The following is a 25,903-nucleotide window of genomic DNA, read 5'->3' as shown; positions in this document are numbered from 1 at the left end:
AGCCCATCAAATCAAGCCCATATAGAGCACTTTTTATATAAGTTATTGATTTATATAAATTAAATATATGTAAGTTACTACTAACTTACATATATTTTCCCACCCTAGTTGATGCCTCTCGCGTTGCTTGCAGCCTCTACCACCGCCAAAGTAGTCACATTAACGATCCTGCGAACGGTAGCTGCCGGAGTCAAAATATGAATTGGCTTAGCTACACCCAATAACAATGGTCCGATGGCGATTCCATTACCTGCTGCTGTCTTTAGCAAGTTGTAAGAAATATTCGCCGCATCAATATTCGGCATTACCAAGAGATTGGCATCGCCCTTCAATGAAGATGAAGTTACAGCACCTTCACGAATACTTGCATCCAGAGCGCTATCCCCATGCATCTCACCATCAACTTCTAATGTTGGATCCGCTAATTTGATTAATGCCAACACTTCACGCATTTTGACTGCTGAAGGGGCATTACTTGAACCAAAATTGGAATGGGAGAGTAGCGCTACTTTTGGTACCAATCCCAATTTGCGCATTTCACTCGCAGCCATCAGTGTGAGTTCAGCCAACTGCTCAGCGCTTGGGTCAATATTAATGTGTGTATCCACCAAAAATACTTGGCGACCCGGAAGAATTAAGCCAGACATAGCGCCATATACTTTTGCGCCAGGCTCGTGACCCACTACTTCATCAATGTATTTCAGATGAGTTGCCGAATTGCCAACCGTTCCACAAATCATGCCATCAGCCATACCCTTGCTAATCATGATTGAGCCAATCAAGCTATTGCGGCGACGCATTTCTAGCTTAGCAAAAGACTCTGTAACACCCTTACGCTCAGTTAGGCCTAAATAGGTTTGCCAGAAATCGCGGAAGCGCGAGTCATTTTCTGGGTTAACAATTTCAAAATCCTCACCCATCTTCATGCGTAAACCAAACTTGACAATACGATGCTCAATCACCGCTGGACGACCAATCAAGATTGGAGTAGCCAGGTTTTCATCAATAATGATTTGCACAGCACGCAATACACGCTCATCCTCACCCTCAGCAAACACAATGCGTTTTTGATTCGCTGGTACGCGCTTCGCAATACTGAAGAGCGGCTTCATCAAAGTTCCAGAGTGATATACAAACTGTTGTAACTGGTTGCGATAGGCATCAAAATCTTTGATTGGGCGAGAAGCAACGCCATCATCCATCGCTGCCTTTGCAACCGCAGGAGCAATCACAGTAATTAAACGCGGATCAAATGGTTTTGGAATGAGGTATTCAGGTCCAAAGGACAAGTTCTCAATGCCGTAAACGGAGGCTACGACTTCACTTTGTTCTGCTTGGGCCAGTTCAGCTACAGCCTTAACTGCAGCAACTTCCATGCCACGAGTAATGGTGGTAGCACCTACATCGAGTGCGCCACGGAAAATAAATGGAAAACACAAAACGTTATTGACTTGATTAGGATAGTCAGTACGGCCAGTAGCCATTACTGCATCAGGGCGAACTTCTTTCACTTCCTCAGGCAAGATTTCTGGGGTGGGGTTTGCCAATGCGTAAATCAATGGCTTATCAGCCATCTTCTTAACCATGTCTTGTTTGAGCACGCCACCAGCAGAAAGTCCCAAGAAAATATCTGCACCTGCAATGACTTCATCCAAAGTCCGCAAATCAGTTTCTTGGCAGAATGGCTCTTTTTCTGGGTCCATCAATTCTTTACGACCCTTGTATGCAACACCCGCCAAATCGGTTACCCAAATATTTTTGCGAGGAATTCCTAAGTCAACCAATAGATCTAAACAGGCTAGCGCCGCAGCACCTGCACCGGAGGTCACTAGTTTTACATTGCCAACATCCTTGCCAACAACCTTGAGTCCGTTCAGGATTGCAGCTGCCACCACAATGGCAGTGCCGTGCTGATCATCATGAAAGACGGGAATCTTCATGCGTGCTTGTAACTTGCGTTCAACCACAAAACAGTCTGGCGCTTTGATGTCTTCTAAATTAATGCCGCCAAATGTGGGCTCAAGTGCAGCAATAATTTCAACTAACTTGTCAGGGTCGTTTTCATTCACTTCGATATCGAAAACATCAATGCCTGCAAACTTTTTAAAGAGTACAGCTTTGCCTTCCATGACCGGCTTACTTGCCAATGGTCCAATATTTCCCAAACCTAGAACTGCAGTACCGTTAGTAATCACACCAACCAAATTACCGCGAGCCGTGTACTTAAAAGCATTCGCTGGATCTTTTACGATCTCTTCACAAGGGGCCGCAACGCCAGGCGTATAAGCAAGCGCTAAATCACGTTGATTGGTTAATTGTTTGGTTGGGGCTATCTCAATCTTGCCCGGAGTCGGAAACTCGTGATATTGAAGTGCGGCCTCTCTCAGGGCTGCAATTTGTTGCTCTTTATTGTTTTCTTTGCTCATCAGTCAACTCTTTGGTAAGACGTATTGAAGTGTCTAATTCTATTCCTCTCGAGCGTCAGGATCCCAAGAGCCATAAAATGGGACATGCATTCTGAATCTGGCCCTCTTGGTGAATTTGATCTGATTGCCCGCTTTTTTAAATCGGGTGCGGACGCTATGCACTCGAACGGCGGTCCGAGCAACGCCATTGCCTTAGGTATTGGCGATGATTGCGCCCTGCTCAAGCCACCCTCAGGGGAGGACCTCGCAATTACCAGCGATATGCTGGTCGAAGGCAGGCATTTTTTTGCAGATGCCAATCCCCAGTCTCTGGGCTACAAAACCCTGGCAGTTAACCTTTCAGACCTAGCGGCAATGGGTGCAAAACCACTTGGATTCACGCTAGCGATTGCCTTACCGAAGCCTGATCTGGTCTGGCTAGAAGGGTTTTCTAAGGGGCTTTTTAGTATCGCCAGCCAGTACGCCTGCCCACTCATTGGTGGGGACACTACTGCCGGGCCCCTCACCATCTCCATCACAGCGATTGGCAGCACTCCTGCCGGGAAAGCCATACGCAGATCAGGGGCAAAAGTGGGCGATCAAATTTGGGTTTCCGGAACAGTGGGAGATGCAAGACTTGCTCTTGCTGCACTGCGTCATGAAATCAAGCTCTCTGAGGAAGACTTCATGCATATTGCCCACCGCATGCATGAACCCACCCCTAGATTGGAACTTGGGATCAAACTGCGTGACATTGCAAGTTCAGCGCTAGATGTATCTGATGGACTGCTCGGTGATCTGCAACATCTTCTCAAACAATCCGATGTCAATGCAGAAATTTTCTTAAATCAAATTCCCAAATCGATCACTCTCCAAAAACAGTCTATTGACATTCAAAATCAATTTGCAACTTGTGGTGGCGATGACTATGAATTGTGCTTCACCGCGTCGAGCACTCAAAGTAATGCGATTTCTGAAATCAGCAAGGCACTCGATTTACCGCTGACTTGCATTGGCAAAATTGTGGCAAAAGAAAATTCAAGCAAACGGATAGCCTTACGCAATACTCAAGGAAATTTGCTGAGTGAATCTGAAACACAGTCATTCCTCAAATCATTTGACCACTTTGCATCATGACTTTTTCTGAACACTCAACAGAGATTAAACCCAATCTTCGATGGGTGCTGCAAACCGCAAGTCGTACTATCGCCTTTGGCTTTGGTAGCGGCTTAAGCCCTATTGCACCAGGCACTGTCGGCACTCTCTGGGCGTGGGCAGCCTTCTTGATTGGTGAGTATTTTCTATCTACCGAAGATTTTGTATGGATCATTGCTGGCGGTGTGTTACTAGGATGCTGGGTCTGCGGCCAGGTGAGTGAAGAATTAGGTAAGAAAGATTTTGGTGGCATTGTTTGGGATGAAATCATTGCCTTTTGGATTGTGCTGCTTTTCATCACACCTACTCATTTTTGGATGCAAGCAGCTGCATTTGCACTCTTTCGCTTCTTCGATGCCGTCAAGCCAGGTCCAATTGGGATGATCGATCAGCACTTTAAAAACTTTGATGCCAGCAACTTAGCGCCATCTACTCCACTGCAAATCCTTTGGCGCGGCTTTGGGATCATGGTCGATGACCTTGCTGCAGCTTTCTGCACGCTATTACTCATTGCCTTATTTCAAACTCTAGTTAAATAATGCATCTGATGAATCTAGTTCAATCTATCGCCCAGCTCTTGCTTGCCAAAAATTGGAAGCTTGCACTGGCTGAATCTTGTACAGGTGGCCTGGTTTGTGCCAAATTGACCGAGTTATCAGGATCTAGTGCTTGGTTTGAGCGGGGCTATATCACTTACAGCAATGAAGCCAAAACAAAATGTCTCGGCGTACCCGCTGAACTCATTCAATCTTATGGCGCAGTGAGCGAACCGGTGGCCAAAGCCATGGCTCAAGGTGCTCAGCGTATGGCTGGAACCCATGTTGGAGTCTCCATTACTGGAATAGCTGGACCAACTGGGGGCACAGCAGAAAAACCCGTTGGAACGGTTTGCTTTGGATGGTCAATGTGCGATCAAGACGGTGAAAATCTGATCGCATGCCAAACCAAATTATTTCTTGGGGATAGATCAGCCATTCGGGAGCAAGCCGCTGAATATGCTTTGACTGAGCTACACAGATTGCTCAGCGCTTAGTAGACGAGCTATTACTTCATCCAACCTTTGCTATGGAAGTAGGCCAAAGGAATAATTGCTGAAATCACCATGGCGCCAATTGCCATTGGATATCCCCAAGGCAAGTCCAACTCTGGCATGTACTTATAGTTCATGCCCCAAACGCTGGCCAATAAAGTTGGTGGCATGAGGGCGACTGATACCACCGAGAAGATCTTAATAATCTTCGATTGGTTCAAGTTAATGAAACCCACAGTCGCATCCATTAAAAAGTTAATCTTATCGAATAAGAATGCAGTGTGGTTTTCTAAGGAATCAATATCGCGCAAAATTTGGCGCGCTTCCTCTTGCTGCTCATCGGATAGTAACTTGCTACGCATTAGGAAAGATAAGGCTCTACGGGTATCCATGACATTGCGACGGATACGGCCGTTGGTATCTTCCTCGGTGGCTATTGTTTCCAAAACTTCAGCAGCATCAGCATCATTAATGTTGTCAGATAAGACACGTTTACCCGCTTGCTCGAGGTTTTCATAAACCTCTTCTAGAGCATCTGCAGAGTATTCAGCATCGGTGGAATACAAATCGAGCAACACATCTTTTGCATTGCTAACCGATCCAGGGCGCAAACGTGCACGCAAACGGACTAAACGGAATACCGGTAGATCTTCATCATGAATGGAGAACAAAACCTGTTTAGTGAGAACAAACGCCACGCGGACGTTACGAGAAGTTTCTTCCTCGTCCAGTAAGAAATCCGTACGGATATGGAGATGGCCATCATCGGCTTCGAAGTATCGAGCTGAAGCCTCTAAATCGCCCAAGTCATCCAACTCAGGTAAAAGTACCCCAAATGCCTCTTTAATCCAAATCAACTCTTCTTCTTCTGGATCAACTACGTCAATCCAGATAGGATTGGTGTATTGCAACAATTCATTGCGATCTTCCACTTGCTCTTGAGAGAGGCGGCCATTTTGCAGGACGAACAAGTTGATCATGGTGAACTCCTAAGGAATGTGCGCTAGTTTATCCTATAGACCATGACAGTTTCTCTAAAATAAGCCAAATCCAATGAACGCTCACTCAAATACCTTTAACCAGCAACTCCAGTCTGCATGGGCTTCCCAAGGTAGCATGCTGTGCATTGGTTTTGACCCAGATCCTAAAAGGCTACCAAGCTCCCTCCAAGGGAAGTCTGAGGGCATCTTTGAGTTTTGCCGTGAAATCGCTGATGCCACTGCAGATATGGTCTGTGCATTCAAACCACAATTTGCTTACTTCGCCTCCCAAAGAGCAGAGGCCCAGCTTGAAAAGTTGATTGGCCACCTAAAAGATAAATACCCCCACATTCCCGTGATTTTGGATTCCAAACGTGGTGATATCGGTAGCACCGCCGACCACTATGCCCTGGAAGCTTTTGAGCGCTATGGCGCAGATGCTGTGACCGTCAACCCTTACATGGGTTTTGACACGATTGAACCGTATCTCAAATACCCCGGGAAGGGAGTTATAGTGCTTTGTCGCACCTCCAATCCTGGCGGGTCAGACTTGCAATTTCTCAATGTTGCCCCAAATAACGAACCACTCTATTTACAGGTAGCCAAGCTCGCTGCACAAGAGTGGAATCACTCTGGTCAAATCAGCTTAGTGGTTGGCGCCACCTTCCCGGAAGAAATTGCGAAGGTGCGTGCGATCGTTGGCGAAATGCCACTGCTCATTCCTGGAATTGGTGCTCAAGGTGGTGATATTGATGCCACTGTGAAAGCTGGTCGCATTCCAGGTGCGCCTGGCACCGGCATGATCATTAATTCATCCAGAGCAATTTTGTATGCAAGCTCAGGCAGTGACTTTGCTCAAGCAGCAAGAGTGGCTGCACAAAGCACACGCGATGCCCTTAGGGCAGCTGCCGCAAAATAAATTGACTACTTAGTATTTTTAGGTGCCAGTGGTATAGGCGCTAATGCGACACGACCCATATTTTCGAGAATAAATTCTTGACGAGTTGGAAAGTGAATATTGGCCTTGCGACAATATTGCGCTTTATCAAAACACTTTGGGGCTGGCAAGGCAGAAGCAAGTGCTGCTGCTTGATCCAAATCTAAGGCAGCCGGTGGTATCCCGTAATAGTGCTGTGAAGCAGCCCCGATCCCAAAAACTCCCTCACCCCACTCCACCGAATTGAGATAAATCTCAAATAGACGTTGTTTTGACAAAATTAGCTCAAGGAGCCCAGTAATGATCAGCTCCTGCCCTTTGCGTAAATAATTTTGCTCTGAAGACAAAAATAAATTCTTAGCTAACTGCTGAGTAATGGTTGAACCTCCCCGCAAAGCTGTCTTTGGGGCATTCTTAAATTGGGATTTTTGCTGATTCTTTTCCCATGCTTTTTGCATATCTTCGACACGTACCCCTTTATGTTGAAAAAAGATATCGTCTTCACTCACCAAAACAGCACGCTTGAGATTGCTGGAAATTTTGTTGTAAGGGACCCATTTGGAATGGACTTCGCAAGACCAATGCCAGGAACATAAGCGCCAGCGTTCAGCCCTCTGAAATGCTGTACTGGCAGGATTTAAGCCACTCCATAAAGCAATCTGCAACGCAAAATAAATCTGCATTGCCAAAATACCGCAGATCAGGCATTTGACTGGATAAGCTATCCAACGCATAAAAGATTAGCTACGAAGTTTGGCCAATACTGCGCGTGGGTCAATCACGGTAGCCAAGTGAGCACCACGCCATAATAAGAAAGCATCGGCAGCTTGCTCTACTAACATCCCTAGACCATCACTTACGCGCGCGCCCCTTTGCAGAGCTTGGCGCATAAAGGCCGTAGTTTTGCCATACACCATATCGTAGGCAAAAGAGCTTGGCACAAACACATTTGCTACGGCTCCAGTACTCAAAGGAGATTCGTCTGTCAGGCCTGCAGCAGTGGCATTAATGACTAAATCAAAGGCATAAGGCGTTTTTGTAGCATCTTCGAGCTCTAACAAAGTTCGTGACTCTAGTGCAACCTCGTTTATGGCTGCAAGGTTTGCAAATAACTTCACCAACTCGTCTGCTTTTTCGCTAGAGCGGTTAGCAATCACTAAACACTTTGGTGATTGCTCAAGCAAAGGTCCAAGTACACCTCGAGCTGCACCACCCGCGCCCAAGAGCAAGATTCGGGATTGATGCAGCGCGATTCCTTGAGCTAACAGATCTCGCACTAATCCAGCCCCATCAGTGTTATCGCCCCAGACCTGGCCATCTTTAATCCATAAAGTATTGACTGCGCCAGCCAGCTGAGCGCGAGGAGTTAAGGCATCAGCAAATACCTGCGCATCCAGCTTAAAAGGTACGGTGACGTTCATTCCCTTCCCGCCTGCAGCAAAAAAAGTCTTTGCTACTAGAGCAAATGCGTTGATGTCAGGCTGCAAACGACCATAGTGCATTTTTTGCTGAGCCTGCTCTGCAAAGCGCTGATGAATCTCCGGCGATTTGCTATGAGCAATCGGATTACCAGCAACGGCGTATACATCCACACCGGAAAATAGGGTGGGATCTGTATGGAGATCGGCTGGATTGAGTGAACTCATGATGTGTACAGAATAAGCGAATTTCTCAGGAGTTTAAAAAATCTTAGCGCTTAAGCTCAAGGCGATCAGCACCGTCTCGAGTGAACTCAAAAGTCGAGACCCAATCGAGTACATCAATTTGATTGCGCATTTCCGAGGGAAAAGGTCCAAAAGGAGCTGATGCTCGCACGATTGCAATTGCTTGGCGGTCTAACTCAGGATTGCCAGAGCTGCGGCCGATTGAGAGACCATCCTTGCCCTGAGCGTTACTAGTGATCCGACCCTGAGAATCAACACTCACAACAATTACCAAACTGCCATACAAAGGACGGCCATTGGCACGAGGGAAAAATGCGCTGCCATAAGCCTCAATCTTTTGCCGCATCGCATCGTAATAATGGGCAAATGAGACAGCTTTTACATTCGCACCGGTTAACACTTTGCGTCGCGGGTGTCGGCCATCTACTTGCAAACGCTTACCCAGCTCAGCCTCCAGCGAATTGAGTTGCGGAGCAATTTTTTGTTCCTCGCCACTCTTGCGCCCACCTGCACGCGCTCTTTGATCTTCTAGCTTTGCCAACATTTGCTTTTGTTGTTTCTCCAAAACCTCAAGGCGAGCCTCCGCTCCCAATCTGGCTCGGTGTAATGCCACAGCATCCTGGGAGTCGCTTCTGCCGCCACCTTGTAGATCAGCCTGCGCTAATTTGTTGGCTTCCTTCGGAGCTGCTTTATTGCTGGCATTGACCAACACTACGCTCAAGGGCGTATTCAATCGGCGACTCTCCATCTCCCCAAAACCCCATCGTATGGATAAAAAGATGAGATGAATTAAAAGAGATGCGCAAAGTGCCAACCGGAATGGATGACGACGCCAGGCGCTCTGAAAATACAAAATCGCCTTGCGAAATGTTTCAGGCATCTCAAATCCTGACAATTTAATCTGGGCTACCATCTTCTTCAGCGCTCACTTCAGGCAATTCCACCTTGGCCTCAATCTCCAGAACCCGAGCGGCAGCGCTTAGCTGCAATAAGTCCACATCTGCGAGCGCAACTTGAGCACGGGTCATACGCGGATGACTTGCCAGTTCGGGAATGGGTAGATGCAGTGGGACCAATTCCAGTCTAGACATGCCCTCTTTTAGGTGCCGCACAAATACGTTTTTCGATTCACCATCTTGAATGAGCCAGCGTAAGCACCAATACTTTTCCATCCGATCTTGATACTCACCATAAGTTTGATAGCAGGACTCAAAGTCGGCCGCAATACCCATCAAAGCAGCATCACGCGGCGGAAAAGGAGCAACCATCTTTGCAGTCACACCATGCTTAGCTAGGGCAATGAGTTGCCATTGGTTTACCAAGTCAGAATATCGACGCAGGGGAGATGTGCACCATGCGTAGCAATCCAAGCCCAAGCCTTCATGTGGGCCTGGGGTCGTTTGCATACGAGTGCGCAATGGGCCCCAACCCTTTTGGGTTCTAAATAAGCCTGGCAAGCCATGATCGGCTAATAATTGGCCAGAAGCGCTATTACAAAAAATCATCCATTCGGCAACAATCGTATCCAGAATCGAGCCGCGCTGACGTGGGGTAATTTCTACATGCTCCACCCCATTGATATTTTTGATTTGAAAATGAAAGTCTCTTGCTAAGGCATTAGGGTCAATGAGACCCAACTGCTCAGCGCGAAGGCCGTTAGCAATTCGCTTTTCTTGACGACTGGCATGTAGATGCTTCGCAGCCTTCCATAAAATCACTAACTCAGTACGATATGGATACGAAGCGCTTTCGTCTTGCAAACTCTCTTCACTCACAAGATGCTCGATATCTTCTAAACGCAAATTGGCTGCCATTGGCACCATCTCAGCACGCATTTGTAGAGAGTCTCTGTTCGCGATACCTTCACTATCAATATCCACATAGATCGATAAAGCAGGTCTTGGAGCTCCCGCATCTAAAGAAAATTGCTCAATTACAGAATTGGGCAACATCGTGATTTTATCGCCAGGGAAATACACCGTAGACATGCGGCTACGCGCAAGCTGATCCAAGGAGTCATCCTTGGTAATGGCTAAGCCTGGGGCAGCAATATGGATACCCACTCGGTGCCCACCATCCGCTAACTCTGTTACTGAGAGCGCATCATCAATCTCAGTTGTTCCGGCATCATCTATCGAAAATGCGTTGACCTGCGCAAGTGGTAGCTCTGCAACTGCAGCGGCATATGTGGCTGCATCTACTCCAATACTTGAGCTATGTTCAGCTCCCTGTGGAAAGTGAGCCTTCAGAAACATGCCTTGGTGATAAGCCAAGGGTGAATCAATCGCACCGCAGCGAATCATCAACTGAGCGGGAGACTCCCCAGTCTCATTGCATGCAGCTAGTAAGGCTTTGTATGCTGAAGTATTTTTATCCGGAGAAAACAATAATTGCTGAGCAGAAGACTTGAGGGTCTCGGGGAAGATACCCATTACTAACTGTTGTTGCCAAGCAGATTGTTGCTGTAGTTCTTTTTGCTTACGATCCAATGCAGCTAAGCCAGCCTGCAACTGTTCTTGTGGCGCCCTCTGAAATCTCCCCCGGCCTTTGCGACGAAAAAATACGGGAGCCCCTTGGAGAGCAATCGCCAATGCAGTCTGCTGGGAAATTGTTGCTTGAGCGCCAAAATACTCGCCAGCAACATCTACCAAGCCAAACTCTTCATCTGGCGCGCAATCCCAGAGCAATTGCAAATCAATATCTTTCGATAAAGTAGTTGCCTCATCCATCACAGCCTGAGCTTCAGGCTTCTCAAAGCGTAACCAAACTTCCTTTGCTTTGAGTTTGATCTTTTTTCCCGAAAGGCTAGTCGCCTGCCACGATTCAGCATCACCCGCTCCGGAGGCAGACTGCACAGTGGCGATCTTCATATCGCCGCTTTCTTCGTACAAAAGATTCATACTTAGAGGGAAATTCCGCCGCTGGCCTCTAAGGCAACTCCGTTGACGTAACTCGCTTCATCGCTGGCTAAAAATAAATAGACGCTTGCCATTTCTTCGGGAGTACCCAGACGTCCCAGCCAACTGCGTCTCTCGATGTCTTTCAAAATATTTTCAGGCATAGCCTTCACCATCTCTGTCGCAATAAACCCAGGGCAAACTGCATTGACCCGAATGCCTTTAGGGCCGAGCTCACGTGCCCAGGTTTTTGTAAAACCAATAACGCCGAATTTGGTGGCGGAATAATTGGTTTGACCGAAGTTACCGTATAGACCGACAACGCTAGAGGCATTCACAATAGCGCCCGAACCCACTTCGAGCATATGAGGAACAATTAACTGCGTGCAATTGAAAACACCCTTCAAGTTGACGTCAATCACCGTGTCAAATTGGGCTTCAGTCATCTTCACCAAGCGCGCATCTTGCGTAATGCCAGCGTTATTAATCAAAATATCAATACGGCCATGTTTTTGCATTACCTCATCAACCACCGCTTGAATACTAGCGCGATCCGTCACGTTCATGACATAGGCTTGCGCATTTGTAATTTGCGCAGCTGCACTCTTCACTGCCTCTAAGTTCATGTCCGCAATGATGACTGTGGCACCCTCTTGAGCGAAACGTTGGGCTGTAGCAAATCCAATTCCCTTGGCTGCACCCGTAATGATCGCTACCTTGTCTTTTAATCTATCGCCCATTTTTTGCCCCTGTGTTGATTGCTTTTTGTTGATTCATCAAGCAGCTATAGCTTGCAATATTTTTTGATGTACGCCACCAAATCCACCATTACTCATTACCAGAATGTGATCGCCAGGTTTTGCCTCCTTGGCAACCGCTGCAACTAAAGCACTGAGTTCATCAAAGGCATGGGCTTTGTCGGCTTCTTTGGCGTTCAGTGGAGATAAAACTTCTACCAAATCCCAACCCAAAGATTCTTTGCCGCTATTCGCGCCATAAGCAAATACCTTATCAGCCTGTTGCAGGCTATCGGGTAACTGCGCTTTCATGACACCGAGCTTCATGGTATTGGAACGAGGTTCTAGCACCGCCAAGATGCGCGCTTGACCCACCCGACGACGCAGCCCATCCACGGTAGTTGTGATTGCTGTTGGGTGATGTGCAAAATCATCGTATATCGTGATGTCATTCGCCACTCCAATAGTCTCAAGTCGACGTTTCACATTCTTAAATTCCGCCAAGGCTCTTGCCGCATCTTTGGGTGAAATACCAATATGATTCGCAGAGGCGATCGCAGCTAAGGCATTGAGTTGATTGTGGCGACCCATTACTCCAGAGTCAGGCGCCCATTTCACAATTGCAAGTTCTTCACCAGATTTACGGACAATAAAACCATCATGTTCTTGTGAGATCAGCGACCATTCATTTGCAAGATCTTGCCCAAAGCGCTCCACTGGCGACCATACGCCCCGAGTAATAACGCGCTCTAAGGCGAGCTCTTCCCCATTGACGACTACTAGCCCATCACCTGGGACTGTGCGCACCAGATGATGGAACTGGGTTTCAATCGCTGCAAGATCGGCAAAGATATCAGCATGATCAAACTCCAAATTATTGAGTAAAGCGGTGCGTGGTCTGTAGTGGACAAACTTACTGCGCTTATCAAAAAATGCTGTGTCGTATTCATCCGCTTCAATGACAAAGTATTGACTCTCTCCTAAGCGTGCAGACACAGTGAAATTGAGCGGGACACCACCGATGAGATAACCAGGCTTGTAACCATTAAATTCAAGGATCCAAGTCAGCATTGCTGATGTCGTCGTTTTGCCATGAGTACCTGCAACCGCCAAAACATGCCTGCCGTACAAGACTTGTTCGCCCAACCACTGTGGGCCAGAAATATAAGGAAGACCTTGATTGAGAATAGCCTCCATCAAGGGATTGCCGCGCGAGACTACATTGCCGATGACAAATAAATCCGGCATCGTCTCAAACTGTAATAATTGATCTGGTGAGAATCCCTCAATCAGTTCGATGCCTTGAGCTTCTAACTGAGTGCTCATTGGCGGATATACATTAGCATCACAACCAGTTACCCGATGCCCGGCTTGCCGAGCGATTGCGGCAATGCCGCCCATGAAAGTACCGCAAATGCCTAAGATATGTATATGCATTAGCGAATTTTAGCGAAGGAGTTGCAATGAACCGAAGACAATTGCTCATGATCTGCGGAATCAGTCTCGCAGCATTGCTTGGCGGCATCTTTACTTCGCAATGGATTTCACAAACTGGTTTAGCCAGCGAACCCTCTGTAAAAGCCTTTTTTGCCAATGCTTGGCAAAGTCCAGATGGCAAATCGATTGATGCCAGCAAATGGCAAGGAAAAGTCCTCGTTATTAACTTTTGGGCCTCCTGGTGCCCGCCCTGTGTAGAGGAAATGCCGACCTTAGACCTTCTTCAGCAAGAATTTATTCAGCAAAATGTCGTATTTGTTGGCATCGGCATTGATTCACCCTCTAATATTCGCGAATTTCTGAAAAAAACACCTGTCAGCTACCCCATTGTGATTGGCGGCCTAGAAGGTAGCGGGATCTCCAAGCAAATGGGAAATACTCAAGGTGCCCTGCCTTTTACCGTGATCATCAATAGCAAAGGTAAGGCAACTTACAGTAAATTAGGGAAGATAAGCGAAGAAGAGCTCAGAAAAGCCATTAAGTCTACTTTATAGGAAACTTTGCAGAGTTTTATGGATTTTTTCCCCAATCTTTTTGCCTCAAAATTAGGTAAAAATTGAAGGGATGCCTATTTTTTGACCCCAAATAGGCGCCAAATTCCACTTTTGAGAGTTTTGAGGGGGTATACTTCCAGTAGAGCATCTGAAGCAATTAAATATCTAACTGCATCTAAAAACAGGGATCTATGTCGAAAAAAGCTTCAATTCTTGTAATTCAGGGCCCAAATCTTAATCTATTGGGCACTCGTGAACCCGAGGTTTACGGGAAAACCACTCTTGAAGATATCCATAGAAAGCTAGAAGAACTAGCGAAATCACACTCTGCAGAGCTTGAAACCTACCAAAGCAATCATGAAGGTGAATTAATTGACCGCATTCAGAAGGCGAAGTTAGATGGGGTTGATTTCATCATCATCAATCCAGGGGCATTTACCCATACCAGCGTTGCCCTACGCGATGTTTTGGCTGGGGTGGCGATTCCCTTCGTGGAAGTGCACTTATCAAACATTCATCAACGCGAAGAATTCCGTAAGCATTCCTATTTATCTGACATCGCAACAGGGGTAATTTGCGGACTTGGTGCAATTGGATATGAGTTAGCGCTCCAAGCAGCGCTGGCGCGTTTACAAAAATAAGCTTATTTAAAGAATCACGAGAGAGGAAGCACTCATATGGATCTGAGAAAACTAAAAACCCTGATCGACCTAGTTTCTGAGTCAGGAATTTCAGAGTTGGAGGTCAACGAAGGTGAAGATCGTGTTCGCATTGTGAATGCAGGCGCACCCGCCCCAGTTGGTCAAGTAGTCTATTCCAACCCAGCTCCTGCGCAAGCTCTACAAGCCGCGCCAATGGCAAGCGCTTCACCTATAGCTGCCGCTATACCTGAAGCGCCCGAAGCTGAGACTGGTTTTGTTGCGCGCTCTCCAATGGTGGGCACTTTCTATCGCGCACCGAATCCTGAGTCCCCTAATTTTGTAAATGTTGGTGACACCGTAAAAGAAGGCCAAACACTGTGCATCATCGAGGCGATGAAGCTACTCAATGAAATTGAGTCAGAAAAAGCCGGTGTTATTAAAGAAATCTTGTGTGAAAACGGTCAAGGCGTTGAATTTGATCAGCCGCTTTTCATCATTGCTTAATTTCTTAGCCTTTCCTAATAATCTTTTGTACCTAACTCAGAGCCGACATGTTCGATAAGATTCTGATTGCTAATCGGGGAGAAATTGCTCTCCGTATCCAACGCGCGTGCCGCGAGTTGGGAATTAAAACTGTAGTGGTTTACTCCACTGCAGACAAAGAAGCGAAATATGTAAAACTTGCTGATGAAGCCGTTTGCATTGGGCCAGCTCCATCACCACTGAGCTACCTCAATATGCCTGCGATTATTTCTGCAGCAGAGGTAACTGATGCTGAGGCGATTCATCCGGGCTACGGTTTTCTCTCAGAAAATGCGGACTTTGCAGAGCGTGTAGAAAAATCAGGTTTTGCATTTATTGGGCCCACTGCGGCATCCATTCGCTTGATGGGCGACAAAGTTTCTGCCAAGCGCGCCATGATTAAAGCTGGTGTACCTTGCGTGCCAGGATCTGAAGGTGCACTACCCGATGACCCCAAAGAAATTATTGCCACTGCCAAACGGGTTGGGTATCCGGTGATCATTAAGGCTGCTGGCGGTGGTGGCGGACGCGGCATGCGGGTGGTGCACACCGAAGCTGCACTGATTAACGCCGTCAACATGACTCGTGAAGAGGCGGGTCGCGCTTTTGGCAACCCAGAAGTCTACATGGAGAAGTTTTTAGAAAAACCTCGCCACGTAGAGATTCAGATTTTGGCTGACACCCATGGCAGCGCTATTTGGTTAGGTGAGCGTGATTGCTCTATGCAACGTCGCCACCAAAAAGTCATTGAAGAAGCTCCAGCGCCAGGCATAGATCGCCGCTTGATTGCCAAGATTGGTGAGCGTTGTGCTGAAGCCTGTCGCAAAATTGGCTATCGCGGTGCAGGTACCTTCGAATTTCTCTATGAAAACGGTGAATTTTTCTTCATCGAGATGAATACCCGTGTTCAAGTCGAGCACCCTGTTACTGAAATGATTACTGGTGTGGATATTGTTCAAGAGCAGATTCGCATTGCTGCCGGCCTCAAACTGTCTTATCGCCAAAAAGACATTGTTTTCCGTGGCCACGCGATTGAATGTCGTCTGAATGCAGAAGATCCATTCAAGTTCACACCCAGTCCAGGGAAAATTGGCTCATTCCACATGCCTGGCGGGCCCGGTATTCGCGTTGACTCGCATGCCTACAGTGGATATGTGGTTCCCTCAAATTACGATTCCATGATCGGTAAGTTGATTTCTTACGGCAACACTCGCGAGCAAGCAATTCGTCGCATGCAAATCGCCCTCTCTGAGATGGTGATTGATGGCATTACAACGAATGTACCCCTGCACCGTGAGCTCATGCTTGACCCCAACTTCATTGAGGGTGGTACTAGCATTCACTACTTGGAGCATCGCTTAGAAGAGCAAGCTGCAAGTCGCGGCAAGCCCTAATCTCCAGCTAATGCGAGCGCTCCATGTCTTATCGTGAACTGGTTTTCACGGTAGCAGCTGAAACCGCAGAACCTTTGGGTGATGCCCTTTTGGAGTTGGGCGCCCTATCGGTTACGGTAGAAGATGATGCTGCCGGTGGTTACGATGAGAATCCGCTTTATGGGGAACCTGGCCTCAGCCCAGAAGTCCTCGCATGGGATAGGTCATCCGTTACTGCACTCTTTAATCCCGAGATTGATGAATCTGGCAGCGTAGAATTTATTCCACAATTGCTTGCCTCGCTTCAAGAAGCGGGTTTTGCCCTATCAACACCCGAAGAAAAAATTGTTGAAGAACAAGATTGGGTGAGACTAACTCAGAGCCAGTTTGCACCAATTCAGATCGGCAAACGTATTTGGGTAGTGCCATCTTGGCACGATGCTCCGACTGATCCCAATGCGATCTGCTTAGCAGTAGATCCGGGTTTAGCTTTTGGCACTGGCAGCCATCCAACGACGCATTTATGTCTACTTTGGCTCGAAGGACAAAGCAAACTGCAAAATCAAAGTTTGCTCGATTACGGTTGTGGCTCAGGTATTTTGGCGATTGCTGCCGCAAAACTCGGTTGCAATCCCGTAGTTGGCACCGATATTGATCCCCAGGCAATGGTTGCAGCACGCAGCAACGCAGAAATCAACGGCACGCAAATTCAATTTGTTTTACCCAACGAAGATGCACCAGAACTTGCAGCACGAACGAAGTACGACATTGTGATGGCCAACATTTTGGCTAATCCATTGCAGGTACTAGCACCAGCATTGGTGAACAAAATGCGCGTCGGTGGTCAAATTGTCCTATCTGGGGTGCTTGCGCGCCAAGCTGATGAGGTGATTGCCACCTACAGCCAGTGGCTAACCCTATCTGTTTGGAAAGAAAATGATGGCTGGGTTTGCTTACACGGCACTCTCAAAAAATCATCCGCTTTTGCTGCACCTGCTCAAAAAAAAACTGTTAAGGCAGTTTTACTAGTCTGTTTTTTTACTCTGCTGTTGGTGTTTGGCGAGCATCTTTCTAGAAATTTTTTGCTTCCAGCACTAGCGCCGCGTGTTGATGGCAGCTCAAGTGAGTTATCTGTGCACGCTTTTTCTGCATTGCAACGCGTAGATGAAAAATTGTGTGCCGCACTAGGCTGCATTAATCGCCCTGTGAGCGATTTTGCTGCATGGAAAATAACTTCGGTCACCTTATCCTCTGAAAACGCTGTAGGGGGCCTTAAATCGTCTGCAAACCAATCACTCTTGCAAGTTGAAATACAAAATCGTCTTGCGCTGGCTGTTTTGCCTCCGAATTTAGAAATCTCTCTCACAGATGCTGAAGAATCTGAGATCAAAACCATTCAACTAACACCGAAAGAATGGTTGCCGATAACTTGGCAAGAATCTCCTCCTGAATTTTTGCGCAAGGGCATCCCTTCGGGTGAACTTATTCAAACCGAATTACCCATTCTTTTGCCGCAGAATGCTGCTGGCTATCGAGTGCGCGCGTTTTACCCATAGCGCTCTGGTTTTTTCTTTATTCTGTATCCCCATTCTTTACCTATCGTCATCCTCACACACCTTACTGAAAGCAATTTATGGCTAGCTTGATCTGCGGTTCTATCGCTTACGACACCATCATGAACTTTGAGGGCAAATTTGCCGATCAAATCCTGCCGGACCAGATTCATATTCTGAATGTCGCCTTCCTGGTACCAACCATGCGCCGTGAATTCGGTGGTTGTGCAGGCAATATTGCTTACAACTTACATCTCTTGGGTGGTGACGCCATCATCATGGCAACCGTTGGTGGTGACGCGGCTCCCTACATGACGCATCTTCAAGATCTGAAGATTGATCCAACCCATATTCGTCAAATTGACCAAGCATTCACAGCGCAGGCGATGATCACAACTGATCAGGCCAATAACCAAATTACCGCCTTTCATCCTGGTGCCATGGGTGAATCCCACCTCAATCAAGTTTCTGCGGTGGTCGCTGAGCGCAGCAAAAACTCCAAGGGTCCCGCCAAGTTTGGCATCGTTGCTCCCGATGGACGCCAAGGGATGTGGGAACACTGCCATCAGCTGGCTGAAGCAAACATTCCCTTTATTTTTGATCCAGGCCAAGGATTACCAATGTTTGATGGGCCTGAACTGCTCGAGTTAGTTGAAATTGCCAGCTATCTCGCTGTGAATGACTATGAGGGTGAAATGCTTTCCAAAAGAACCGGACTTAGCCTCAAAACAATTGCTGAGCGAGTGAAGGCATTGATAGTCACCAAGGGTGCCGAAGGTGCCGAAATTTACTCTGATGGCAAATGCATTTCTATTCCGCCAGTTCCAGCAGCCAAAGTGATCGACCCAACTGGGTGCGGAGATGCATTCCGAGGTGGATTACTGTTTGGACTTGAGAATGGTATGGATTGGGAAACTACCGGCCGGCTTGCTAGCCTAATGGGATCCATCAAAATTAGCCATCAAGGCCCCCAAAATCATCAGCCCAGCAAAGATGAGATCGCCGGACAATTTAAAACCGCTTTCGGCTTTAGCTACTAAATCCAAATCAATATTAAGCAACTGGCAATAAAAAAGGGGTCTCGTTAGAGACCCCTTCGAGTAACACCCGTCTGTTTAAGGACGTGTGCCAGTTGGGAAGGGCCAAGCAGCGGCGGTTGTTGCCAATGCAGCTTTCTTAGCCGCGGGCTTTTTTACAGCAGAGCCCGCTTTCTTCGCAGCAGGCTTACTTACTTTTTTTTTACTACGCGCTTCTTTGCAGCTGGACGCTTAGCGGCAGCTTTTTTAGCAGCTGGACGCTTCTTAGCAGCTGGACGCTTAGCGGCAGCTTTTTTAGCAGCTGGACGCTTAGCAGCAGCTTTTTTAGCAGCAGGACGCTTAGCAGCAGCTTTTTTAGCAGCAGGACGCTTCTTAGCTACTTTTTTAGCAGCTGGTTTTTTAGCAGTAGCTTTTTTAGCAGCTGGACGCTTAGCGGCTACTTTTTTCTTAGCAGCTGGTTTCTTTGCAGCAGGTTTTTTCTTGGCGATTGCCATAGTCATACTCCTTCACGTGAGGATTAATACAAACTACCGATTAAGAAGACCCGACCACTCATTTCCGCTTGGTTTTGCAACCATTTGGATTTGACGAGCGAGCCATTCATCGGCGCGCGGCTTGATGCTAAGTGCTGCACGCTAATGAATCCTGGAAAAAAAGCCGTGGCCCCAAAGGACAACGGCTTCTTAAATGTGTTGGAAAAAGCAGAGAGGATAGCCCAGACACCCTTAAACAAGGGTTTTCGGATTTGAGTCTGGTTTTGTTGATTACTAATACTATCCAACCGTCTAATCTCCTATTTAGCCAGCTGTACGCTTATTTACTACTCCCAACTTAGCGCACCACCGGTTTGATACTCAATAACGCGTGTCTCAAAAAAGTTTCGTTCTTTTTTCAGATCAATCATTTCTGACATCCATGGAAATGGATTCTCTTCATTTGGGAACATCGCGTCAAGTCCTATTTGCAAACATCTGCGATTACAAATGTATCTTAAGTAACCTTTGAACATCGGAGCGTTCAATCCGAGTACTCCGCGAGGCATCGTATCTTCGGCATAACGGTACTCTAATTCGACTGCTTTTTCGAAGATAGATTTGATCTCGTCTTTGAACGCGGAAGTCCATAACTGCGGGTTCTCCAGCTTGATTTGGTTAATCAAATCGATACCAAAATTGCAGTGCATGGACTCGTCCCGAAGGATGTATTGATACTGCTCAGCAGCACCCGTCATTTTGTTTTGACGACCCATTGCAAGTATTTGCGTAAAACCAACATAAAAGAACAAACCTTCCATCACACAAGCAAAAACAATCAGTGAACGGAGCAAAGTTTGGTCGGCTTCTAATGTCCCAGTCTTGAAATTTGGGTTGGTCAATACATCAATATAAGGAATTAAGAACTCATCTTTAGCGCGAATTGAGTCGATCTCGTGATACGCATTGAAGATTTCAGACTGATCTAGACCCAAAGATTCCACAATATATTGGTACGCATGGGTATGAATTGCCTCTTCAAAAGCCTGGCGCAATAGGTATTGGCGGCATTCTGGAGCGGTAATGTGGCGATATGTACCCAAGACAATGTTGTTTGCTGCCAAAGAATCGGCGGTAGTGAAGAAACCCAAGTTGCGCTTGATGATGCGACGCTCATCTTCAGTGAGACCGTTAGGATCTTTCCAAAGCGCGATATCGCGGTTCATATTGATCTCTTGTGGCATCCAATGGTTTGCACAACCAGCCAAATACTTCTCCCATGCCCACTTGTATTTAAACGGAACCAACTGATTGACGTCAGTCTTCGCGTTGATAACGCGTTTATCAGCTGCATTTACACGCAAGGCTGCACCACCCGCTAGGTTGGCAGACTCTACTGGTGCAGCTGTCGCTGTTTGTGGTGCCATTGCCACTTGATCTGGCTGTGGGCGTTGTGGCTCCACTGCAACCGGCTGCGGTGCAAGACCAGCTTTCGCTAGTGCTGGAGCAACTTCTTCTTCCCAATTCAACATAACTTTCTCCTAAATTCTTCTATTTCTGACCAATAAGCAAATGGCTTATTGGCATGCTTCACATTCTTCAAAGCCGGCATCGCCTGGGCGCATTGTGCAAACTGGGCCATCGGCTTCTACTGCGCCAGCCGCACTTGCTGCAGCTGCAGCATCAGTGCCGTTTACGCCACCACCGCTAGATACTGAGTTCAATTGACCGCTAGCCACTGTGGATTTCTCAACGTGGGTTGCAGCCATAGTGCGGAGGTAATAAGTAGTCTTCAAACCACGCAACCAGGCCAACTTGTAGGTGTCATCCAACTTCTTACCAGATGCACCAGCCATGTAGATATTCAATGACTGGGCTTGGTCAATCCATTTTTGACGACGGGACGCTGCCTCAACCAACCAGGTTGGTTCAACTTCAAAAGCAGTCGCATACAAATCGCGCAAATCTTGTGGAATGCGATCAATCTTCGACAAAGTACCGTCAAAGTACTTCAAATCAGCAATCATCACTTCGTCCCAGAGGCCACGATCCTTCAAATCACGGACCAAGTACTCGTTTACCACTGTGAACTCACCTGAAAGATTAGATTTCACGAACAAGTTCTGGAATGTCGGCTCGATACAAGCGGATACCCCAATGATGTTAGAAATAGTTGCTGTAGGGGCAATCGCTACGCAATTGGAGTTACGCATACCGTGTTGCTTAATACGAGCACGCAAACCACTCCAGTCCATGGTGGAGGAGTTATCCACCTCTACATACCCGCCACGCTCTTGCGCCAACAAGGCGACTGAGTCTTGTGGGAGGATGCCGCGATCCCATAAGGAACCCTTGTAGGTGCTATACACGCCACGCTCTTCAGCCAACTCGCAAGAAGCTTGGTATGCGTAGTAGCAAACCGCTTCCATAGAGGAATCAGCAAACTTCACAGCTTCATCGCTTGCATAAGGAATACGTTGCATATGCAAGCAATCCTGGAAGCCCATGATGCCCATACCGACTGGACGATGCTTGAGGTTGGAATTACGTGCTTTAGCAACAGCGTAGTAGTTGATATCAATCACGTTATCGAGCATGCGCATTGCAGTACGTACTGTTTTCTGGAGCTTCTCGTGATCCAAGATCAATTTACCGTTTGCATCGGTAGTCATGTGCGCAGTTAAGTTCACAGAACCCAGGTTACAAACAGCAATCTCGTCCTCATTAGTATTGAGAGTGATCTCAGTACAGAGGTTGGATGAGTGAACTACGCCAATATGCTGCTGCGGGCTACGGATATTACAAGGATCTTTGAAAGTGATCCATGGGTGACCGGTTTCAAATAACATACCAAGCATCTTGCGCCACAATTGTTGCGCTGGGATTCTGCGGAATGGCTTCAATTCACCACGATCTGCTTTTTGCTCATAGGCAACATAAGCTTCTTCGAAGGCTTTACCAAACTTGTCATGCAAATCCGGAGTATTAGATGGGGAGAACAAAGTCCAGTCACCGTTTTCCATGACACGCTTCATGAACAAGTCAGGAATCCAGTTAGAAGTATTCATGTCATGCGTACGGCGACGGTCATCGCCAGTGTTCTTGCGCAACTCCAAGAATTCTTCAATGTCTAAGTGCCATGTTTCCAGGTAGGCACAAACCGCACCCTTACGCTTACCACCTTGGTTCACTGCAACTGCTGTGTCATTCACTACTTTCAAGAATGGCACAACACCTTGAGATTTACCGTTTGTACCTTTGATATGACTACCCAATGCACGCACATTAGTCCAGTCGTTACCCAAGCCACCAGCAAACTTAGACAGGAGTGCATTTTCTTTCAACGCTTCGTAAATACCATCAAGGTCATCTTCAACTGTTGTCAAGTAGCAGCTAGAAAGCTGTGGACGTGTAGTTGCTGAGTTAAACAATGTTGGTGTACTGGACATGAAATCAAATGTTGAGAGAATTTCATAGAACTCGATTGCGCGACGCTCACGATCCAACTCATTCATGGCCAAGCCCATTGCAACGCGCATAAAGAAAGCTTGTGGCATTTCAATACGACGGTCTTCAATGTGCAAGAAATAACGGTCATACAAAGTTTGCAGACCAAGGTAGTTGAACTGCAAGTCACGGCTAGCGTTCAAGGCTGCAGCCAAACGTGGCAGGTCAAACTCACGCATACGCGGATCTAATAACTCTGCAGAAATGCCTTCGTTGATGTACTTTGCAAAGTAAGTGCTGTACTCAGCTTGTGTATCGCCTTGCAATACTTCTTTACCAAAAATCTCTTTACGAATCACGTGCATCAAGATGCGAGCAGTTACCTGGCTGTATGCAGGATCTTTTTCGATCAAAGTACGAGAAGCCAAGATAGCGGAGTCATACACTTGCGCCATTGGCACGCCGTCATACAAATTCTTGATAGTCTCAGTGATGATTGGGCTTGCGTCAATGTGGTTACCCAAACCTTCGCATGCAGCTTCAATGACCGTACGCAATGCAGCCATATCGAGGTATTTCTCAACACCGTTATCGCTTACTTTGATGCCGGATTCATTAGCCTGGTTGGCAGCTTGTGTTTCTGGGGATATTTCTTGTTGGGCAGCGCGCTCTTGATTGCGCTTTTCGCGATAGAGAACGTAGGCACGAGCAACGTTGTGCTCACCACTGCGCATCAAAGCCAATTCAACTTGGTCTTGAATATCTTCAATATGGAAAGTACCGCCATTAGGACGGCTACGCAATAAAGCACGTACAACTGAATGCGTTAATTGCTCTACTTGTTCACGAACGCGCGCAGAGGCTGCACCTTGGCCGCCATTAACTGCTAAAAATGCTTTGGTTACTGCGATCGCAATTTTGGATGGCTCAAATGCCACCACTGAACCATTGCGGCGAATAATTTTGTAGTCAGACAATTGGGTTGCTTGGCTACCGCCAACACCTCCGGCTACAAAGCCGGCAGAAGGAGCTTGATTAATAGCTCCGGCAGGACTCATTCCTGGATTATTGGCTCCAGATTGCTGGCCTGCTGTCTGTGGATTGGCGTATGTCATGTTGCTCCTGCTTATATATAGTGATTTGGACAAAATATCGTTAAAAAACAATGGGGTATTGCGGGATTCAAAACACTACATCTAGTGCTTCGAAGTGCATTTGACACTAAGTATAGGGAAATATTTAGCCTTTGGTAAGTTTTTTCTGACAATTCTGTATTAGTATTTTTACTAAGTTTTCAGCTATTTTTGGGGTCATTTTGGTGCGGATTTTTTTGCCCTTTTTAGCTAAAGGCTAAAAAAGTGAGCGTATGCTCACATACATCAATTGGTCCTAACGAGAAACTAAACCGTAGGGCAATTTTTCTGTCGAAATACCTGTCTCTTTTTGGAACTTTATCCAATCGAAATATTTTCCAGGGTCAGTTTTGCGCTCTGGAGCAATATCACTGTGTCCTGCACATTGCAGATTAGGGTAGCCTGCCGACAACTGCTGCACCAAGTTTGCCAATGCGGTGTATTGCACATCATCAAAAGGGGTATCCCCATCACCCTCTAGTTCGATACCAATTGAGAAATCATTACATCGTTCTCTGCCCAGAAAGCTTGATGCCCCAGCATGCCATGCCCTATCTTGAGTAGAGACAAACTGAATGCACTCTCCGACACGGGTAATTAAAAAATGGCTAGAAACTTTTTGGTCTGCAATCTCTGCAAAATAAGAATGGGCAGTTGGATCTAATTTATTTTGAAAAAAATCCACGATGTAGCGGCTTGATGCCTGATTTTTAAATTCTCCCGGCGGAAGACTAATGTGATGAATGACCAGCACATCCGGATTAATACCCTCTGGCCTTGCATCTTTATTTGGTGACATCCGCCAAGCAGCGTTACCAATCCAGCCGTGTTGATCTAAGTTGTTGAGATGTTCATTTGAGCAATAAAACCGGTGCTCATGCGCAATAGCGGCCGACTGGGGAAGATGCACTTTGCAATATTGACATTGCACCATTGCCTCTGGTTTTATAAGGGTCTGAGTCTTATTGGGCTGAGTTTTTCCAGCATTCTCTTGATCAAACTTTGCCTGCTTTTTTTTCTTGAGCCAAAGATAAAAAAGGCCTGCGCCAGCAAACAGTAAGAGCCACTTAAACAAGGATCATACTCTCTGAAGAATCACTTCCAACACAAAGCGGCTACCAACATACGCTAGCAGTAAAGCAGTGTAAGCGCTCAATACCCAGCGAATCGCTGCCCTACCGCGTAGACCAACACGCCAGCGTGCAATGAGTAAGCCGCCAAATAAAACCCAAGATATCAATGCAAAAATAGTTTTGTGATCAAAGACTAGTGGTCGACCAAACAAGGTTTGTGAAAACAGTAAGCCTGAAAATACCGTGAGAGTCAGGAGGGCAAAGCCGACATAGAGCAAGTTAAAAAGCAGACTTTCCATGGTCATCAAAGGCGGTAACTCTTCTAGCCAATGGGCGGCACGGCTATTGGGAACGATTGCAAGTTGGCGATGGAGTGCGCGGTCTTGTACGCTCATCAACATCGCATGCATCGCAGCCAAACTCAGGAGGCCAACTGAAATGGTTGCCACGATAAAGTGACCCTTGAACCAAGGGTCAGAAACCGCTTTTGCTGATAGCAGTGTTCCCGGAAAAATATTTGGGAGTAAGGCGCAAACGCAGGCAAAAAACAATACCATCCAACGCAAACTGGAGATCGGCAAAAACCAAGACTGAAACCAGTAAAAAGCTAGGCCAACCCAGGCAATTAGAGATAAATCTTGGGCAAAGCCAAATACAAAACCTTGTGGCGTAAAGACAGAATCATGCAATTGAAAGCCATGAATCAATAAAACGATCAAAATCGCCGCCTGAATGAACCCAGTAAATAGAGATGACTCCGCGCCACCCTTGGCTCTTAAGCTCAAAACAAGCAAAAGTAGCAAGTAAAGTGCCGATGGCAGCCAGCCAGAACTTGAGTAACCTAAAATATCCATC

Annotated in this window: 23 protein-coding genes and 1 pseudogene; 11 read left to right on the top strand and 13 right to left on the bottom strand. The window is 46.8% G+C overall.

From position 1 onward, the window contains the following. Positions 1 to 104 precede the first annotated feature (104 nt). Positions 105 to 2,426 (bottom strand): NADP-dependent malic enzyme, encoded by a 2,322-nt coding sequence (locus tag C2757_RS01155; protein ID WP_215375063.1) that lies wholly within the window; start codon positions 2,424 to 2,426, stop codon positions 105 to 107. Positions 2,427 to 2,510: 84 nt separating this feature from the next. Between C2757_RS01155 and thiL the strand changes: the two genes are divergently transcribed. The 3 genes from thiL to C2757_RS01140 are packed head-to-tail and all read left to right on the top strand — an operon-like array spanning position 2,511 to position 4,593. Next, positions 2,511 to 3,542, top strand: a complete 1,032-nt coding sequence (thiL, locus tag C2757_RS01150; protein ID WP_215375061.1) for a thiamine-phosphate kinase — start codon at positions 2,511 to 2,513, stop codon at positions 3,540 to 3,542. Continuing rightward, a complete protein-coding gene (locus C2757_RS01145) occupies positions 3,539 to 4,099 on the top strand; it encodes a phosphatidylglycerophosphatase A (protein ID WP_215375059.1) in 561 nt (186 codons plus the stop codon). The genes thiL and C2757_RS01145 overlap by 4 nt, the downstream gene beginning before the upstream one ends. An 8-nt stretch (positions 4,100 to 4,107) precedes the next feature. Next, positions 4,108 to 4,593 (top strand): CinA family protein, encoded by a 486-nt coding sequence (locus C2757_RS01140; protein WP_371817022.1) that lies wholly within the window; start codon positions 4,108 to 4,110, stop codon positions 4,591 to 4,593. Positions 4,594 to 4,604: 11 nt separating this feature from the next. Here C2757_RS01140 and corA read toward each other — a convergent pair whose 3' ends face one another. Beyond that, positions 4,605 to 5,570: a magnesium/cobalt transporter CorA gene (gene corA / locus C2757_RS01135; RefSeq protein WP_215375055.1), complete on the bottom strand. Its 966-nt coding sequence runs from the start codon at positions 5,568 to 5,570 to the stop codon at positions 4,605 to 4,607. A gap of 73 nt (positions 5,571 to 5,643) precedes the next feature. Here corA and pyrF point away from each other — a divergent pair, with 73 nt between their 5' ends. After that, positions 5,644 to 6,489 (top strand): orotidine-5'-phosphate decarboxylase, encoded by an 846-nt coding sequence (pyrF, locus tag C2757_RS01130; protein WP_215375053.1) that lies wholly within the window; start codon positions 5,644 to 5,646, stop codon positions 6,487 to 6,489. A 5-nt stretch (positions 6,490 to 6,494) separates the two neighbouring features. On the opposite strand, the gene mtgA is transcribed toward pyrF, so the two are convergent. From mtgA to mpl, 6 genes are read right to left on the bottom strand one after another with little or no spacing between them, the layout of a single operon-like run. After that, on the bottom strand, positions 6,495 to 7,241 hold the full coding sequence (gene mtgA, locus C2757_RS01125) for a monofunctional biosynthetic peptidoglycan transglycosylase (protein ID WP_215375050.1): 747 nt from the start codon (positions 7,239 to 7,241) through the stop codon (positions 6,495 to 6,497). A 6-nt stretch (positions 7,242 to 7,247) separates the two neighbouring features. Continuing rightward, a complete protein-coding gene (aroE, locus tag C2757_RS01120) occupies positions 7,248 to 8,153 on the bottom strand; it encodes a shikimate dehydrogenase (RefSeq protein WP_215375048.1) in 906 nt (301 codons plus the stop codon). A gap of 43 nt (positions 8,154 to 8,196) precedes the next feature. Beyond that, entirely contained in the window at positions 8,197 to 9,051 is an 855-nt protein-coding gene (locus C2757_RS01115) for an energy transducer TonB (RefSeq protein ID WP_251366761.1), read from the bottom strand. A gap of 16 nt (positions 9,052 to 9,067) precedes the next feature. Next, positions 9,068 to 11,071: a ribonuclease catalytic domain-containing protein gene (locus C2757_RS01110; protein ID WP_215375043.1), complete on the bottom strand. Its 2,004-nt coding sequence runs from the start codon at positions 11,069 to 11,071 to the stop codon at positions 9,068 to 9,070. A 2-nt stretch (positions 11,072 to 11,073) separates the two neighbouring features. After that, on the bottom strand, positions 11,074 to 11,808 hold the full coding sequence (gene fabG / locus C2757_RS01105; RefSeq protein ID WP_215375041.1) for a 3-oxoacyl-ACP reductase FabG: 735 nt from the start codon (positions 11,806 to 11,808) through the stop codon (positions 11,074 to 11,076). A 36-nt stretch (positions 11,809 to 11,844) separates the two neighbouring features. Further along, on the bottom strand, positions 11,845 to 13,242 hold the full coding sequence (gene mpl / locus C2757_RS01100; protein ID WP_215375039.1) for a UDP-N-acetylmuramate:L-alanyl-gamma-D-glutamyl-meso-diaminopimelate ligase: 1,398 nt from the start codon (positions 13,240 to 13,242) through the stop codon (positions 11,845 to 11,847). A gap of 26 nt (positions 13,243 to 13,268) precedes the next feature. Between mpl and C2757_RS01095 the strand changes: the two genes are divergently transcribed. The 7 genes and pseudogenes from C2757_RS01095 to C2757_RS01070 all read left to right on the top strand — a co-directional run bounded on the left by C2757_RS01095 (position 13,269) and on the right by C2757_RS01070 (position 18,925). Then, on the top strand, positions 13,269 to 13,796 hold the full coding sequence (locus C2757_RS01095; protein ID WP_215375036.1) for a TlpA disulfide reductase family protein: 528 nt from the start codon (positions 13,269 to 13,271) through the stop codon (positions 13,794 to 13,796). A gap of 191 nt (positions 13,797 to 13,987) precedes the next feature. Next, positions 13,988 to 14,437 (top strand): type II 3-dehydroquinate dehydratase, encoded by a 450-nt coding sequence (gene aroQ, locus C2757_RS01090; protein WP_215375034.1) that lies wholly within the window; start codon positions 13,988 to 13,990, stop codon positions 14,435 to 14,437. Between the two features lie 36 nt (positions 14,438 to 14,473). Continuing rightward, on the top strand, positions 14,474 to 14,941 hold the full coding sequence (gene accB / locus C2757_RS01085; RefSeq protein ID WP_215375031.1) for an acetyl-CoA carboxylase biotin carboxyl carrier protein: 468 nt from the start codon (positions 14,474 to 14,476) through the stop codon (positions 14,939 to 14,941). Positions 14,942 to 14,988: 47 nt separating this feature from the next. Continuing rightward, positions 14,989 to 16,353, top strand: a complete 1,365-nt coding sequence (accC, locus tag C2757_RS01080) for an acetyl-CoA carboxylase biotin carboxylase subunit (protein ID WP_215375027.1) — start codon at positions 14,989 to 14,991, stop codon at positions 16,351 to 16,353. A 23-nt stretch (positions 16,354 to 16,376) separates the two neighbouring features. Next, positions 16,377 to 17,309: pseudogene (gene prmA, locus C2757_RS08995) on the top strand (50S ribosomal protein L11 methyltransferase); the annotation flags it as partial. A gap of 75 nt (positions 17,310 to 17,384) precedes the next feature. Then, a complete protein-coding gene (locus tag C2757_RS08990) occupies positions 17,385 to 17,888 on the top strand; it encodes a DUF3426 domain-containing protein (protein ID WP_251366804.1) in 504 nt (167 codons plus the stop codon). A 77-nt stretch (positions 17,889 to 17,965) separates the two neighbouring features. Next, positions 17,966 to 18,925 carry a carbohydrate kinase family protein gene (locus tag C2757_RS01070; RefSeq protein ID WP_215375021.1) on the top strand — a complete coding sequence of 320 codons (960 nt, stop codon included), beginning with the start codon at positions 17,966 to 17,968 and terminating at the stop codon, positions 18,923 to 18,925. 188 nt (positions 18,926 to 19,113) lie between these two features. Here C2757_RS01070 and C2757_RS01065 read toward each other — a convergent pair whose 3' ends face one another. The 5 genes from C2757_RS01065 to C2757_RS01045 form a co-directional block, all read right to left on the bottom strand. After that, entirely contained in the window at positions 19,114 to 19,416 is a 303-nt protein-coding gene (locus C2757_RS01065) for a histone H1-like repetitive region-containing protein (RefSeq protein WP_215375018.1), read from the bottom strand. A 326-nt stretch (positions 19,417 to 19,742) separates the two neighbouring features. After that, entirely contained in the window at positions 19,743 to 20,927 is a 1,185-nt protein-coding gene (locus C2757_RS01060) for a ribonucleotide-diphosphate reductase subunit beta (protein WP_215375015.1), read from the bottom strand. 45 nt (positions 20,928 to 20,972) lie between these two features. Continuing rightward, on the bottom strand, positions 20,973 to 23,900 hold the full coding sequence (locus C2757_RS01055) for a ribonucleoside-diphosphate reductase subunit alpha (RefSeq protein WP_371817036.1): 2,928 nt from the start codon (positions 23,898 to 23,900) through the stop codon (positions 20,973 to 20,975). Between the two features lie 331 nt (positions 23,901 to 24,231). Beyond that, on the bottom strand, positions 24,232 to 25,050 hold the full coding sequence (ampD, locus tag C2757_RS01050; protein ID WP_256438126.1) for a 1,6-anhydro-N-acetylmuramyl-L-alanine amidase AmpD: 819 nt from the start codon (positions 25,048 to 25,050) through the stop codon (positions 24,232 to 24,234). A gap of 3 nt (positions 25,051 to 25,053) precedes the next feature. Further along, entirely contained in the window at positions 25,054 to 25,902 is an 849-nt protein-coding gene (locus tag C2757_RS01045) for an inner membrane protein YpjD (protein ID WP_215375010.1), read from the bottom strand. Position 25,903 lies beyond the last annotated feature (1 nt).

The sequence above is a fragment of the Polynucleobacter sp. MWH-Svant-W18 genome (assembly GCF_018687495.1).
Taxonomy (GTDB): Bacteria; Pseudomonadota; Gammaproteobacteria; order Burkholderiales; family Burkholderiaceae; genus Polynucleobacter.
This window is presented reverse-complemented; position numbering and strand designations above follow the sequence as displayed.